The sequence below is a fragment of the Alteromonas sp. McT4-15 genome (assembly GCF_020515205.1).
Lineage (GTDB): Bacteria > Pseudomonadota > Gammaproteobacteria > Enterobacterales > Alteromonadaceae > Alteromonas.
Genome location: NZ_JAJALG010000001.1, coordinates 166,140 through 182,184, shown reverse-complemented (window position 1 = coordinate 182,184; position 16,045 = coordinate 166,140). Strand labels below are relative to the sequence as shown.

Here is a 16,045-nt window from a genome sequence, read left to right as displayed (position 1 = left end):
ATATCGGATTTTTACAACGAATGGTAAATTGTACCTTAATGATTCAGGGTAAATATTACCCTAAAGGTATAAATCACCATGCTTGATGCCAGTTTGTTTGCCGATTTAGTGACGGAATTGCCCGCTGCAGTGCGCTTGCAACGTTTAGTAACTACCCTGCGTAGTCATTTTGCCTGTGGTGCCGTGGCATTATTGCAGTTGCAGCATGCGCAGCTAAAACCCATTGCCGTTCATGGATTGTTAAGAGAAACGTTAGGACGGCGTTTCGACATTAGCCAGCATCCACGTTTGGCCGCAATTTTGGCAAGTCGGCAACCGGTGCGTTTTCCACCGGGAAGCGACTTACCTGATCCTTATGATGGCTTATTGGCAGAACAACCCGGTGAGGCTTTACCCGTGCATGATTGCTTGGGTATGGCGTTATACGTTGACGGACAATGCTGGGGAGCTATAACACTTGATGCACTTTCCCCTTTCTGTTTCGATGCTTTGGCGATTTCACAGATCCAACAATTAAGTTTACTAATTGAGGCTACCATTCGGCTCACTGAATTGGAAAGAATAAACCGGGCATTGCGGCAACGTGAACCTGAATCTGTTACTAATCAACTCGCTGATGGTTCTGGGCAGTTTGAAATTATTGGTCAAAGTGCCACTTTACTTAGAGTGCTACAAGAGCTGGATGTGGTTGCAGCGTCCGATTTACCGGTTTTACTATTAGGAGAAACAGGGGTAGGTAAGGAGTTATTTGCCCGGCGTTTACATCGTATGTCTACACGCTGTGCCAAACCAATGGTTTATGTCAATTGCGCGGCTTTACCAGAATCTCTGGCTGAAAGTGAGTTATTCGGGCATTGCAAAGGCGCTTTTTCTGGTGCTTTGAGCGAACGTGCTGGCCGATTTGATGCCGCGGATGGTGGAACCTTGTTTTTGGATGAGGTGGGTGAATTACCGCTGTCGGTGCAAGCTAAACTCTTACGGGTGTTACAGAATGGTGAAATCCAACGCTTGGGATCAGATCATCTGAGGCGGGTGAACGTGCGGTTAGTGGCAGCAACGAATCGGGATTTACAACAGCAGGTCAAACTGGGTGAGTTTAGAGCAGATCTGTATCATCGTTTATCGGTCTATCCCATTATGGTTCCGCCATTACGAGAGCGAACTGAAGACCTGTCCTTGTTAGCTGGGCACTTTTTAGAGCTAAATCGCAGTCGACTGGGGCTGCGTAGTATTCGCTTATCTTCTGCAGCAGAAATCATGTTGTTGCACTATGGTTGGCCAGGAAATGTGCGGGAGTTAGAGCATGTATTAAGCCGTGCTGCTATAAAAGCGTTAAGTTTAGGTGCTCAAAGAACGGATATTGTCACCTTGCTACCTGAATTATTAGATTTACCCAGTGAAATGCGTCAATCACTCCCTGATGCCAGCAAGCAGAATAAACCCGTATACAATTTTAAGTTGGCGACACAACAATGGCAAAAGCAGTTTATTGAGCAAGCGTTAGCGCAACACGCTAATTGTTGGGCTAAAGCCGCCAGAGCCTTAGAACTGGACGCTAGTAATTTACATAAACTTGCGCAACGTTTAGGTATTAAGTAGCCTAATGTCTGAAACCAATGGATTACATACTTTTAAAACAAATACACATCATGTTGGCCGTGACCACACTTATAAACTTTGTTATTCGCGGCTATTGGATGATAATTGATTCAAGCCTGCTACATAGTAAATGGGTGAAAACCATTCCCCATGTTATTGATACGCTTTTACTTAGTCCGCTGTTGTCCTGATGATAATGACAGGCTTCTATCCATGGATTTTGGACTGGGTAGCCGCAAAAATACTGTTACTCCAGTTGTATATTGTGCTTGGGACGATTGCATTAAAGCGCGGTAAAACAAAAGCACAGCGCATTGCCGCATTTATCGCCGCACTAATATGCATTGGTCTGATTTTTAAATCTGCTCTCAGCAAATTTATTCTTTAAGCACAGTTACCCTGGCCTGCCGTCGACCCTGGGTGCCGACAGTACAGGCAAATATTTAAAGAAAAACAAACCGAATGCTAAACACCACAGGCAACCCGCCAATACCCAAAATTGAATTGTCCACTGCGGCCATATCGCTAATGCAATAGACCGCACTATTGCACTGATCACAATGGCAAAAAAAGCGACACTCATTAGCTTTCCAACTTGTAACATCCTGCCGGTATGCCCAAGTGATACGCGAGACATCATGGCTAAAATCATTCCGCCGATAGCACCAACGGTTAAGCTGTGGATTGCGGTACTTAAAGTAATATTAGCACCAAAGAAATGCAGGCTTAGCAAGCCTAACCCAATTGGAATGAACAGCATAGTAAAATGCAAAGACCACACGAGTGGCACAGTGAGCGTGACCCAGATGCGCCACCGCCACTGGCGTATGGCGTGAAGCAAGGCGGCTGTCAGGCATGCAATGCTCGTCAACAGGTTAAAATCACCCACATCTTTGAGCAGCAGTATAACCAACACAACTACCAGGCTAGCCAGGGCTGATATTTCCAACCACTTAATAGGTAACACTTTGGTCGTTTTAGTGCCGTTTGCGGTAAACATCGGAATAACTCTACCGCCTAAGAAAGCAACCAGAAAGGTGACTAACAGTGTCATACCGTGCACACCGCGTGCCTGCCAGGCTGAATCAAAGCCTAAGCTGGGTAGATAGGTAAAAAGGTTCATAACCGACATTAGTACTAACACAGGAATAAAAATCAGGTTTCTATACTGGCGAATCCTGATAACCCGTTGGCCAACAAAAAATGCCGTTAACGGTAAAAATACCAAATCGGTAATCATCGCCAATGGCAACATTGACGCTGTGCCAAACAAAATCAACAGCCGTGCCAGTCCCCACAGGCAGACCAAAAACAGAAGTTGCCCTCCTTTGATACTTGGAATGTTCGTCCAGGTTTGAACAGCGGTGAGTAAAAAACCAGCGATTATCGCTGCCGTGAAGCCAAACAACATTTCATGACTATGCCACCAAAGCATGCCATTAAGTGGCTCAACTGAAACAACGCCCTTTAAAGTCAGCAGCCATAACACCATGGATAAGGTTGCAAACAGACTACCGAACAAGAAAAACGGCCGAAACCCTAAACGTAGCAATGGTGTAATTTTTTGCTCTTGTTGATTATCCACGATGTTTAGCATGCCAATTAATCCTGTTCGAGAAAATTATGTTGTTGCGCCTCTAACACTCGGTTTTTATATCGTTCGCGTTTTATTGCTAAGTGCATTAGCAGCATGCAAACTGCTAACACACCATAGAGGAGCATAAAACACGCACTGTAGACGCCAGCGATGTCGACTGCGACACCAAAAAGAATTGGGAGTGTGCAACCGCCCAATGCGCCAAGCATGGCGACCATGCCACCGACACTGCCCATTTGTTCCGGATAGTAGTCGTTAATGATTTTATATACGCTTGCACGTCCAAAGCCTTGTGCCAATCCAATCAACAAGAGCAAAACAGTAAAAACCCAAACATTCAGTTCAATGTAAAGTTTAACATCTCTGTCTACGCCATGGATTGTCATTGTCGTTGGTGGATAGCTTAAAAAGAAAAGACACACTAAACAGATCCAGAACACTCCCCAGTTGACATTTCGCGCACCAAATCGGTCGGCAAACCATCCGCCGGCTGCACGCGCCATGCTTGAGCTGAGCACGAACAGTAAAGTAAGAGCCATGGCTTGGTTGAATGGCAAGGCGTAAGCATTCACATAGTACTGAGGTAGCCACAACAACAACGCTAAAAAACTGCCAAAAACAAAGTAATAGTACAGACCAAATCGCCAGACCCGTCCATGAGCCAAAGGCTTAACAAAAAACGCCAACGGCCTTTGTTTATTCTGCTGTTTGAATTTCGGTGGTGATGGGGCGGCTAACCAAAACGCAAAACAGGTGATTAAGATCATGGCACTATAGGTAGGCCCTATAGTATTCCAACTCCAAACATCTCGAATATAAGGCACAATAATTAGACTAAGTGCAGCCCCAGCATTACCTGCACCGAATACTCCCATTGCTGTGCCTTGCTCTTTGCTGTCAAACCAATCTGTGAGATAGCGAATACCAATACTAAATGACACGCCCGATATTCCGATCAGTAATCCAACAATTACGTAGCCAAAAAAACTATCGATACTGGGTAGCAAGACCAATGGTGGAACGGTGATGAGCATCTGCAGAATCAATATCATCTTTGGTGAGTAACGCTCACATAATAAACCTGCGGGCAACCGCAAAAATGCGCCCGTGATGATTGGAGCGGAAAGCAGGATACCAACCTGAGTACTGGATAAATTAAGCACTTGTTTCAGTTCAACGCTCATGACTGCATAAAGCGTCCAAACTGCGAAGTTGATAGCAAACACGATCGTTGCCAATACTAAGGCTCGCGTTGCCTGCCTGGAGTGTGAAGCCGTCAAAAACCTACCCGATAAAAACAAAAATCAGTGTTCAATATAGCGTTCACAAGTCGACAACTCTAGAAACTGATGCGTTTGCACAAGTATCGTCTAAACGACTAATTACCTATAAATAGGTAGATTTAAAAAGCAATTAAACCACTGTTTTCAATATGGAAGCTGCGTTTGGGTGCGAAATTTGTACAAGCAACTTTTGAAAGTTTACCTACCTACAAAAACTTCAAACTTACCGCCTAGATGCAATAGGAATAAAAGCGCCTTCGTTTACGCTTGTGATAAGGACAAACGGGTTGTAACTGGCCAAGTGACCGGGAAAGGTGCGAAAAATTGCTACCATAAGCATCACCGAATACCACCAAACGGGTATCCATAAGCAATTGTAATTACTGGCTATTTTTTATTGATTCAAGTCAAAGACCACGAGCCCAGAGAGCGAATAATTAGTCACAGATAACAAATCCATGTGGAGATTCCCATGACAACTGAAAAATTCAATATTTTTAAATTTACTGGCAAGATGAAAATACTCCATCTGTCTTGGATGGCGTTCTTTATTAGCTTTCTAGTTTGGTTCAACTTTGCACCGCTGCTTCAGGCGGTGAAAGAAACGTTGGGACTGACAACTGACCAGGTTAAGACGTTACTCATTTTGAACGTAGCGCTAACTATCCCGGCCCGAGTGATTATCGGTATGCTGACAGACAAATACGGGCCAAGGCTAGTCTACTCAGCTTTGTTGGCTGTTTGTTCTATACCCTGTTTCATGTTTGCTTTCGCAGATAGCTTCGTGCAGGCAGCAATTGCCCGTTTCCTACTCGGTTTCATCGGTGCTGGTTTCGTCATTGGTATCAGAATGGTGTCTGAATGGTTTCCTCACAATGAGCTGGGCACTGCAGAAGGGATCTATGGTGGTTGGGGTAACTTTGGTTCCGCCGCGGCCGCATTTACCTTGCCCACCATAGCGGTTTTATTCGGCGGTGAAGATGGATGGCGTTATGCAATTGGCTTAACGGGTGTAATCAGCTTGGTTTTTGCTTTCGTTTATTACGCCAACGTGACCAATACGCCAAAAGGTTCAACTTACTTTAAACCCAAAAATTTAGGCGCGATGGAAGTAACATCCAAAGGTGACTTCTTCTTACTTCTGCTAATGAAATTGCCAATGTATGCAGCGATTGCCCTGCTAGCCTGGAAGCTTTCTCCAAGCGGTGTGGATATTCTCAGCCAAACCATTGTGAATTCGATTTATGTTGGACTGTTTGTATTGTATTTACTTGAAGTATACAAAGTCTGGCAGGTCAACAAAGAGATCTTCAGCAAAGAAGTACCAGAGCTACATCGCTACAATTTCAAACAAGTCGCTGTACTGGATATTCTTTACTTCACTAACTTCGGTTCAGAACTTGCGGTTGTTTCAATGTTGCCACTTTTCTTTGCCGAAACATTTAACCTCGACCCAGTGTTAGCCGGTCTGGTTGCTGGTGCCTATGCCTTTATGAATCTGATGTCGCGCCCCGCTGGCGGTTGGATATCTGATAAATTTGGCCGTAAGCCTACACTCATGATACTAACTGCGGGTTTAGCAGCAGGTTATGCATTAATGGGTGTGGTCGATGGCACATGGCCGTTGTGGCTAGCAGTTGTTATTGCCATGGGGTGTTCATTCTTTGTGCAATCCGGTGAGGGTGCAGTATTTGCAGTAGTTCCGCTGATTAAGCGCAGAATGACTGGCCAAATTGCCGGTATGACAGGTGCGTATGGTAATGTCGGCGCAGTGACATTCTTAACCGTTCTTTCGTTTGTCGACTACAGTACATTTTTCTACGTCATTGCAGCGACTGCTCTAGTTGGTCTGTTCACCCTCATTTTTATGGATGAACCGCGCGGCCAAATCGCTGAAGTTGCTGAAGATGGCACTGTTCACATGATCGATGTAAGTTAGTAGCAACTCGTCAGTTAAAGGCATCTCTAAAACAGCGATGCCTTTTACACTAACCTAGACTATTTCAATGCAATCAGAGCACACTGAAAAAGACAACATCATGAACGACGCAACGCTTGTTGTGGCTACAGGTTGCACTTCGATTGCAGGCGTTAAGGCTGTCAACGAGGATGCTGTAGCCGTGCATACTCCGACAGACCGACACGCCATGACTTCGAAAGGCACAGTCGTTGTAATAGCTGATGGTGTCAGCAGTGCTGAAGCGGGCAGAGAGGCAAGTGACTACGCGGTAAAGCACTTTATCGAAGAGTATTTTCGTACACCTGACACTTGGTCAGCGAAACAAGCCGGGCAAAAAACACTGACTACGATTAATCTGAACCTATTCAAGCAAAGTCACGAGTTCACCCACCAGGAAAAAGGCTATCTATGCACGTTTAGCGGTCTTGTGCTCAAATCGAGAACCGCCCACTTTTTCCACGCCGGCGATTCTCGGATTTATCGTTTTCGAGATGGTGCAATTACACAATTGACGCGAGATCATTCAATCAACATAGGCGGTGGCAAAAACATTCTCGCTCGAGCCGTGGGTATGGATAACATCTTACAAGTGGATTACGGGAAGTCGGTACTAGAAGAGGGAGATGTATTTCTTCTTACAACAGACGGTGTCCACGATTTTATCGATGAGGAGAAACTGACCAAGCTCCTGAGTGACGAACGTAAACCTCAACAGCAGTGCGAGCGCATAATTGCTGAGGCTAAAATGGCCAACAGCGACGACAATATCAGCTGTGCGATTGCCAAAGTCGAAAAATTGCCCGCTGAAAGTCGTGATGATTTTAATACCAAATTAACTCGTCTGCCGTTCCCCCCCGATCTTGAACCCGGAATGAAACTGGATGGTTACCGAATTGATCAGGCTTTGTTTGCCAGCAGTCGCAGCCAGGTTTATCTAGTCACTGACTTGGAAACTGATGAGCAAATGGTAATGAAAACACCATCTCTCAACTTTCAGGATGACGTGCACTACATTGACCGCTTTATTCAGGAAGAGTGGATAGGTAAACGAATCAATAGTGAGTACGTGGTCAAGATCATAACCCAAAATCGACCACGAACCTGTTTGTACTACCTAATGGAGTATGTACCAGGTATTTCACTCGATAAATGGATGATCGACCATCCGTTACCCTCTCCAAAGATGGCAATCACATTGGTAAAACAAATCGCTGCTGCGCTTACAGCTTTTCACAATACAGAAACGATTCATCAGGATCTCAAACCCGCCAACATCATTGTTGATGATGCAATGAAAATTAAAGTGATTGATTTTGGTTCTGTATTTGTTGCAGGAATTGCTGAGATTTTTATACCTATCGAGCATCTTGGAGCGCTGGGTACAGCTACTTATTCCGACCCTTATTACTTACAAGGCAGGAACACAGGCATTCAAGGCGACATTTATGCGCTCGCCACCATCACCTACGAATTATTTACCGGCGAACTACCCTATGGCGAAAGGATAGAGCAATACGTCAACAGCCATGACTTTGACAAGCTTCGTTATATAAGCGCTACGGACCATAATCCGATCATTCCTTTATGGTTTGATCGTGCGTTGGAAAAAGGTGTATCACTCGACATACCGAAACGCTATAGAAGTCTACAAGACTATGTCGATGATATAACTCGGCCTAATCCCGAATTCTTGAAAGATGATCCCGCAATCGATAACAGCAAAGGTTTGCTTTTCTGGCAAATGATGTCGGCCTTTTGGGTTGCTATGCTGATACTGGTTGTCATTTTGTTTTCGACCACAGGATAACTGCTATGGAGTCGTCAGTAATGCAAAATCTGGTAACCCAATTTTTTAGTGTTGATCACGAACGACTTGATTTTCTTTTCCGCATGTACCGGGAAAACAAAAAAAATCAGCGCTACAAGGCTGTCTTGCTCTTCGACAAGTTTAGTGAGGGACTTAAACGACATATTCGTTGGGAAGAAGAATTGTTGTTTCCCATGTTTGAAAAAGCCAACGGTTTAGAAAGTGCTGGCCCCACAATGGTGATGCGCCAAGAGCACGGTCAAATTGAAGCCATACTGGAGGAAATTAGTGAAGGCTTAAAAAATGACGACCATTCAGAAGCACTGGAAAATACCCTGTTAGAACTGCTTCTGCTGCACAACGAAAAGGAAGAGCAAGTGCTTTATGTTCAGTGTGATCGTGCTTTGACAAAGGAGCAATTGCTGGCGCTCTTTTTGGATATGTAATACACGATATGCAGTTAGTGTTGTTGCCAAAATCGATTGAACTTGTATGTATGTTATGTAATTTGACTACGTCGCCAATGAGTCAAATTGGTTGAGTATGTTGGCGTTGAGAAGGAAATGAATAAAATTCGTCTTATTGGAACTTTGGCTGACAGGCTTGCAAATGTGGCAGAAACATCCTGACGTAGTGGCGATCCCGAGATATTATTTTGCGCCAGCGTAAACTGCTAAAACACGGTCGAATCGAATCGTTAAAACGTCGTGCGAGGCCAGTGTTACCAGCTCAGTATTCGCTAAACTTTTCGGCCCGCATCGCCCCGGGCTACCTATAAGTAGTCTTTTCTTCGAATACCTACGCCTATTCGTTACGTCCTAGACGACTCCATACATACCCCGTCGAGGTGACCTTTATCATTTGATTGATAGGAACCATTTTCAAGCTCCCTACTTAATACCCTTTCTTGATGTCACCGACAATGTTGCACTTCTACCCATGCTGGCCGGACTCTCAAACAATGAAACCCGCCAGCGTGCTCTGGAATTGTTGACCGCTTTAGATGTTCAGCACAAAGCCCGCGCCATGCCATCACAACTATCTGGAGGAGAACAACAACGCGTTGCCATTGCACGAGGTTTAGTAAACCGTCCACCGGTGATCCTGGCAGATGAGCCCACTGCGCCGCTCGATAGTGAACGAGCGATGGCGGTCATTCGTATTCTCAATAAGATGGCCAGAACCTTTGAAACCGCCATTATTGTGGTAACCCACGATGAAAAAATTATTCCAACCTTTAAACGTATTTATTACATTAGAGATGGTGTGAAACATGAAGAAGCGGGTGAAGGTCTAAGTTTCAAATAACAGACTTATCTTTTACGTCATATGTTATTGGAACTATATGCGTATTTCGGTGAATCCATTCGCACATTTCCCAACTGCGTTACGATCAAGCAGGGGAAATGGGCAATGAAAATAGCGCGGGCAATGGGAATCAGACAATGATTACAATTGTTAATACATGCATTTACATTCAAAAACAAACAAGAACCTGAAAACCCACATTACTCTGTCATGACCATACTGTATACATGATCAGTTTTAATGAGGTGTAGCTTGTGACGAAGAATCATTGCGCCAAAACACTTACACCCAGAAATCTGGCTGTTGAGGCATTTGGGTAATCAGAAACAATACTGCTTTTGTTAATTTGCAGTAATTTCTATCGGGTTTTCGTTTCTGTCAAACACCACATAGCGAAAAATGTTATTGCCAGTCATCACATCGTTGGTCATTTTGTTTAGATAGGGTTCTGCTGCCTCTGTGGTAGGAGGGGTATTTGAATCGCCCCCTAAACTGGCTATAAAAACAAAATCCCAGTCTTTGTTTATGCCATCTGCCTCCTTCACTAAAGCAGAAAATTCAGACAGTTCATCTGGCAGTTTATCGACAACCATTTTAGGCTCAATAGAGCCTTTTTTATCTTCTCGTTTTCTGCTCTTATTGGTCTCGTCAGTTTTTGCAAACAAAAACAGCAAGCGCTGTTTTTCGGTTTGCTCTTGGGCTTTTAATAAAAGATCGGAAAACATACCTGACATAACATAAGGCTCCTAGGAAGTTGCTAACCCAAGCGTACACATCGTTTTCCCTTAATACCATTGTGCACAAGGGGTAATGAACTACCCCTTATTAGGTAAATAGCACCGCATTGCTCCAGCTTAACTTTGAACCCTTGTGTGAGTGTGGTAATGACGCAGCGCATGCTCATCACGTCGGCCTTTGGAAAAAGCAGACACGCGTTTTAAGTATCCAATTACGCGAGTTCCGTGATCGATGTCTTCAGAGCCGCATGATGGACACGCATATAAAGTGCGCTTGTCGATAGCATCACATGTATTGCAGATCGTAATTTTCACGTTCACACAAAAATAGTTACACCCTGCTTTTGCTGCGATGTTTAGAAGGTTTAACGCGTTTTTATAGGTTAACGTTTCCTCAAGATTAAGATGAAGTGCTGAACCACCATCAAGGTATTGATTTAGCTCTCTTCCATGCAGGATAAACTTGTCAATATGAGTGGTATTCGTATTCTCTACAAGGTAAAGATAACTGTTGTAGCAGTCTCTGTTAACAACGTATCCATCTTGTTTATCCCATTTGGCGTTTTTGACGCCTAAGTTTTCAGCAGGTACAAACTCTGTGTTGAACTGACATTTAAAATGCTTAGATGCAGTCCTGTTTTGTTCGTAAATGACTTGCAATTGCGCACGAACAAAATCTTTGTATTTTGGATTGTTACCGACTTCGATACCTAAAAACTCAGCCGCCTCTGCCAGTCCGTTGACTCCCAGCGTTAAAAATTGCTTATCTAGGCTAATGAAGCCTGCGTCATAAACAGGTAGTGCTCCTGCTGCTTTATACTCCTCGATGAGCCGACGATAAGCGACTTGATACTTGTGTATCTTCTGAACTTCAGTGCTCAAATCTCTGCCATCCTGAACTAATCGGTTCATATTTATGGTGATCACATTAATAGATCCTGTCGATACGCCGCCTGCACCCAAGCTATATGAAAACGTATTGTCCGTGATCTCGTTACGCAATCGGCAACAGGAGGCTAATGAATCGGCACTCTCTGATTGGTAAACAAAAAATGAGTTACCTTCACTCATCGCTTTAGCGCATGTTGCTGCAAAATTGATGTCTCTGACTGCTCCGTCTTTTGTCAGCATTGCCGCTGTAACCACAGGAAAAGTGAGTACCGCCCGCTTGCGTTCATTGTTAAACCACTCTAGAAAGAAAGCTTGTAACGATTCGATATTCTCCCATTGGGGTTTGCTCATATCGGGAAACACAAACTCGCCAAACATTGAGTCAAAGTAGAATTTGTCATAAAGCGATATGTTCCAAAACACACTCTGATAGCCGCGAGCCGCCGCTGGCTGGTTTAGGGCATAAACGACATGCTGTAGATGGTTAGCGACTTCTTTTGCATGCGTGTTGAGATAGTTTTCTCCATAATCCCGACGCGCAAAATGGTCGAAATAAATCAGAAATTCGACAGTCGCAATGGCTCCTGCAAATTGGGCACTGATGGCAAATACCAAGTTTACGAAGCTGCCGCAGAAAGACTCGATATGTTGAGGAGCCTTGGATTCACCGCCAAGTTCAGTCAACCCATTTAAGAGAAACGGATACATGGTAATTGAGGTGCAGTATGGTTTTAGGCTGGTTTCATCATGCACGTAGATTTCATGTGACTCGATCTGTCGCTGGTACTCAAGTGCAAGTTCATGACCAAATAGCTCTTCAATTTTATTACTCACTAATGCTCGGTTTACCTGAATAAAATAGTCTTTCATCAGTTCAGCCTCGAGCGTGGCAATGTTTTTATGTGTCACATTTGCGTTGGCGTCTAACTTCGCGCCATCAGCTGCTGTTTCAGCATTTAAATAACTATCGATAAACTGTAGTTTTTGTTTTATGTGTTTTTCATCAAGGGTTAGCACACTGATTCTCCCAAAATTTATGGTTTAGTAATTCACCTGTATTGACGTCTATTAGTTTTTGATTGGTCGACGGGGAGTCGAGTCCGCCAAGTGAAAATATCCACTTACCGGTTTTCAGGAATGACAATTGTTCTTGGATTTTTGAGGATACTCTGGGTAATCCGGTGTAAAGACAGGTCTTCAGTTGGGATTGTCTGGCAATACGAAGCTTTTCAATTAGCGCCTCTGCATACCATTCACCTCCAAAGAAGAGCACACAGGTTATAAAGCCCTCATATTTTTTAAGGTAAGCGGCAAATGCTTCATTCGTTAGGGATACTCCCAAGTTGCCGTCCCAAATCTCTTCGCTATGGCAGCCTTCACAACGTAGTTTACAACCGGTGATAGTAAAGCCGAGCGACACTTCATCAGGTACTTCTTGGAAAAGCACTTGAGGTTCCAGTGTGTTAAAAAGGGGCTGCATTAGATAACCCAAACAACTATATGTTGTGCTAAATAATCACACGAGACACTATATGTTGTATTGATCCAGATCAAGGCTTGCAACTGCCAATCATTTTTTCACAGCGCAATAGGATGCAACCCACTTCTTCGCAAAGCAACCGCTCGAAGCTAGAATAGCCACTCTGACGGAAGCGGTATTAATATATTTCTGCTACATTCCTATAACTTTATCAGCGGCTCTTGCTACCCATGATTCAAGAGCATCTAGTTCGTTTTTTATCTTGTTGTCAGGGTGACCTAAATATTCTCTAACCGAAGTGTTTTGTGAAATAAACTGTCGTTTCCAGCTCATTGCATTCAACCTTTCGTCCTTATATGCCGTCATCAACTCATCTAAAATCCTTTGAAAAGTAACAGCGGTATCGCCTGCTCGAAAAAACAATGTGGATAAGCTTTCAGCTTCTAATGTCCCGTCTTTCTTTAACTTACTGGTTAGTTCAATTTCTAGTATCTGAATCGTCGTCGATTTATCTCGCTTAATAACAGCATGGCAGTACCGACGCGGTCTATCCCCAACTAAATGCTGACTGCGACATCTTTTCTTCGGGACATCTCCGATTTTGCTCTCAATTTGCCACCCATGTTCTTCTTCCAGTTTTCGCAGCATGGACTGAAAGAATACAATTTTCTCGGGCGCATCTACTAAGTCCGGAGGGTCAAGATTGTCGACATCGGCCTTTAGAGCTTTTCCTTTGTCACTCCCTTGTTGCAGGCTAGCCAATTCTTTAGGAGTCTGCTCTTCTATCTCTTCAAGGTCTGGTTCAGATTGGGGTGGCAGCGCCTTCACATTCCTTGGGCTACGCCTTGTATCGAGCTCCACATCAAAATTTAATCCGCTTCGCCCTAACTTTACAGAGTGCCGCTTTTTACTGGATTTCGGATTCGTGTCTGGGTCCAGTTCTCTAATATCTACGGGTGGTTTGTTAAGTGGTTTAGGTTTTTCGTCATTTTCTTTAGGGTCTTTGCTCAGCAATAGGTGGTCATCAGGGTGTGAGAAATATACAACATCAAGGTCAGGCGCCTTCAGACCAGAAACTGACCTAATTTCACGAATAAACACCTGATTTTCTTCAGCCTCTCTGCCCGTATAGCCTGAAAGTGAAATTTCACAGTAGCTCAAGTCTGGCGTTGTAAAATCAAATGTCCAACGATCTGCACCGTTTTCAACAATTGAATTCTGATTAATTGATTTAAAAACAGAGCCGAAGCTATCTTGCGTGTCAGAATCAAAGAATAACCAAGTAAAGAACTTTCTGTACTGTAGGCTGTTCATATACCTAACAGGGATATTGGCAGACAACTCAACGTTACCAACCCAATCTTCAGACCAGGACTTACCAAGTTGCCAGGTATTCCCCTGATAAACAGCAGCGCGCACCACTTCTGAAGAATGAAAGAAAAGCATGCGTGCGACTTCTGCTATTGGTAACCAATATACTTTTTCGTCAGTTTCGATTCTGTACAGAACGCAATTGTCGAATTGTTCTGAAAAATCATCGACACGTTTTAAGGTGCGAGGTAGTTGTCGAAAATCTACTTTTTTCCAGCTGTCCTGCTGAGGCAACATAACCGTTTCTGTCCATCCCTGAGCCTTGTTTTCTGTTGATGTTCTTGGAAAGACAGTTCCGGGGACTAAGGCTGGTAATAGATCGATAGGCAAACCCTTCCTAAAATAACCTAGATCATCCCGGTAAAAATAACAAATGACTTTCCACTCTTGCCCTGGATTCTGATACCAATCTCCCAACAATATTAGCTTTGATTCTTTAGGTATTCCGCGAATTCCAATCTCATCAATATTAGACATAAATCGGGCTATCCTTAACTTTGTTCTAAACGTCGTATTTCGGCTTCAATCTTGGGGGTTACTAATTCTATTCGAATTGCAGCTGTTCTGAGTAAACGCCAACGTTTCACCTCAAGGTCGTTCGATTTCATTTGTTCGTAAGCAATCCTCAATCTGTGGAGTTGAAAGTCTTCTACCGATTCTTCATGATCAGTGAGCCATTGGCTGGTCGCTGGTAGATCAGGCAAATGTTTCTCAACTGAATTTGACCGGGGCAGTTCCTTAATGATTCGAGTTCTTGTCAAACGCGGTCTATTACGCACGTTAGCCATGACCTCATATACTGATTCAAGATGCGCAACGTTTTTTGCATCCCAATCACGGTAGTTAACGGCGTAGTGGCTTTGCGAATTTACTTTTCGCTTTGGCCGATTAGACATCAGCCAGCTCTTGTCGTTGCGATACAGCCAAGCATAAATAGCATCACCACGCTCGGTACTTCTAAGTTCTTTGACGCCTGCGCTTGGGTGCCGCTTTAGCATATCTACCCAACTGTACCTGTATTCTGCAGCGTTCTGTACGGTGACTTTTTTGCTAAAATGGCTAGGCACCAAAACTCCTTCCGGAAGTCTGCGCACTTTTTCCAATAACTTAGTTACAGACAATTCGGAGACCAGTGCAGTGGTAACAAGTAAATGGCGCAAAGGGTGAAACGACTTACGATGTTTTCGAAATAGGTTAGTCAGCCAGTAGTTGTTTTCTGAATAGTTAAATTGATCTTCAAATGTTGTTCCAGCCCATGTCCTCTTGAGTAGCCTATGTATTTCCTGATGGCAGACCCGGCTGTTTTTCACTAGACCAAGTTCAACTGCTAAATTTCTGTAAAACAATGTCCAGCGGTTATAGCCAAGGCCTTTAAATTGAGAAGCTTGAAGTAATTGCTCGTACCGGTCATGCAGGGCCCCTTCAATATCTTTTAACTCTATATGCCTGATACTTGAATCCAATTTAATTTCGTTCGCCGCGACAAAAAGGTGCTTCTCTCTCGGATGGAAAGATATCGAAGAGTATTCCAGCAAGCATGAATGATTACTGCAAAACCCTAAGGCTGGCAACTGATGGATTCGTCGCCAATAACACTCGCCGAATTCCATTTGGTGTTCTTTCAAACACTGAGGGCAATAGCGAAAATACTCCTGTTGTTTGATTACGCTGGCAGCAATGCCAGACCGAGTATGTATGTCACCTCCCGAGTCTGAGCGCATGGAACTAATCGTTTTCGAAGCTTGTTGCTGAGATAGGAAAGGTAAATAAACTGGTGCCAATGTGAATGACTTAATAAGCTCTTCAACACTAGTTGGCCAAGCAAGTTGAAGATTATTAACAAGAGAACTTAAGTGGCTTGGTAAGTCTGGAACAGCAACCGCTGTTGAAGACGAAAACACTTCTCGAACAATAGATTTTTGATTACCAACTAAGCCGGTATGCTGCGCATACCGCGCAACTAAGCTGTATAGCAATTCGTCTTGGTAAGGAACGGGGAAATAGCCCAGCAT

General features: G+C 43.8%; 14 protein-coding genes. 7 read left to right on the top strand and 7 right to left on the bottom strand.

Translation table 11 applies throughout. The features are described 5' to 3' along the window. The first annotated feature begins 78 nt into the window (after nt 1-78). The 3 genes from norR to LHL20_RS21215 are packed head-to-tail and all read left to right on the top strand — an operon-like array spanning nt 79 to nt 1,987. Entirely contained in the window at nt 79-1,599 is a 1,521-nt protein-coding gene (norR, locus tag LHL20_RS00795) for a nitric oxide reductase transcriptional regulator NorR (RefSeq protein ID WP_226431865.1), read from the top strand. 17 nt (nt 1,600-1,616) lie between these two features. After that, nucleotides 1,617-1,790, top strand: a complete 174-nt coding sequence (locus tag LHL20_RS21220; RefSeq protein WP_413228870.1) for a SirB2 family protein — start codon at nt 1,617-1,619, stop codon at nt 1,788-1,790. Continuing rightward, complete coding sequence (locus LHL20_RS21215; RefSeq protein ID WP_413228869.1) at nt 1,790-1,987, top strand: SirB2 family protein; 198 nt, start codon at nt 1,790-1,792, stop codon at nt 1,985-1,987. Before LHL20_RS21220 ends, LHL20_RS21215 begins: the two co-directional genes overlap by 1 nt. 6 nt (nt 1,988-1,993) lie before the next feature. Here the strand turns inward: LHL20_RS21215 and LHL20_RS00785 are convergent, their stop codons facing one another. After that, a complete protein-coding gene (locus LHL20_RS00785) occupies nt 1,994-3,196 on the bottom strand; it encodes an NnrS family protein (protein WP_168476958.1) in 1,203 nt (400 codons plus the stop codon). 5 nt (nt 3,197-3,201) lie between these two features. Beyond that, nucleotides 3,202-4,422, bottom strand: coding sequence for an MFS transporter (locus LHL20_RS00780; RefSeq protein WP_319003202.1), 1,221 nt, complete (start codon nt 4,420-4,422; stop codon nt 3,202-3,204). Between the two features lie 529 nt (nt 4,423-4,951). On the opposite strand from LHL20_RS00780, the gene LHL20_RS00775 reads away from it, so the two are divergent. From LHL20_RS00775 to LHL20_RS00760, 4 genes are all read left to right on the top strand, one after another. Then, entirely contained in the window at nt 4,952-6,418 is a 1,467-nt protein-coding gene (locus LHL20_RS00775) for a NarK family nitrate/nitrite MFS transporter (RefSeq protein ID WP_226431864.1), read from the top strand. Nucleotides 6,419-6,485: 67 nt separating this feature from the next. Beyond that, a complete protein-coding gene (locus tag LHL20_RS00770) occupies nt 6,486-8,246 on the top strand; it encodes a bifunctional protein-serine/threonine kinase/phosphatase (protein ID WP_226431863.1) in 1,761 nt (586 codons plus the stop codon). A gap of 20 nt (nt 8,247-8,266) precedes the next feature. Beyond that, nucleotides 8,267-8,692 (top strand): hemerythrin domain-containing protein, encoded by a 426-nt coding sequence (locus LHL20_RS00765; protein WP_226431862.1) that lies wholly within the window; start codon nt 8,267-8,269, stop codon nt 8,690-8,692. A 415-nt stretch (nt 8,693-9,107) separates the two neighbouring features. Next, complete coding sequence (locus LHL20_RS00760) at nt 9,108-9,554, top strand: ATP-binding cassette domain-containing protein (RefSeq protein WP_226431861.1); 447 nt, start codon at nt 9,108-9,110, stop codon at nt 9,552-9,554. Nucleotides 9,555-9,895: 341 nt separating this feature from the next. Here the strand turns inward: LHL20_RS00760 and LHL20_RS00755 are convergent, their stop codons facing one another. The 5 genes from LHL20_RS00755 to LHL20_RS00735 form a co-directional block, all read right to left on the bottom strand. Further along, a complete protein-coding gene (locus tag LHL20_RS00755; RefSeq protein WP_226431860.1) occupies nt 9,896-10,288 on the bottom strand; it encodes a ribonucleotide reductase subunit alpha in 393 nt (130 codons plus the stop codon). 120 nt (nt 10,289-10,408) lie between these two features. Then, nucleotides 10,409-12,199, bottom strand: a complete 1,791-nt coding sequence (gene nrdD / locus LHL20_RS00750; RefSeq protein WP_226431859.1) for an anaerobic ribonucleoside-triphosphate reductase — start codon at nt 12,197-12,199, stop codon at nt 10,409-10,411. Next, nucleotides 12,186-12,662: an anaerobic ribonucleoside-triphosphate reductase activating protein gene (gene nrdG / locus LHL20_RS00745; RefSeq protein ID WP_226431858.1), complete on the bottom strand. Its 477-nt coding sequence runs from the start codon at nt 12,660-12,662 to the stop codon at nt 12,186-12,188. The genes nrdD and nrdG overlap by 14 nt, the downstream gene beginning before the upstream one ends. Nucleotides 12,663-12,854: 192 nt before the next feature. After that, on the bottom strand, nt 12,855-14,510 hold the full coding sequence (locus tag LHL20_RS00740; RefSeq protein WP_226431857.1) for a Tn7-like element transposition protein TnsE: 1,656 nt from the start codon (nt 14,508-14,510) through the stop codon (nt 12,855-12,857). Between the two features lie 14 nt (nt 14,511-14,524). Continuing rightward, the gene (locus tag LHL20_RS00735; RefSeq protein ID WP_226431856.1) at nt 14,525-16,045 is read right to left on the bottom strand and encodes a TnsD family Tn7-like transposition protein; all 1,521 of its coding nucleotides are present in this window, start codon (nt 16,043-16,045) and stop codon (nt 14,525-14,527) included.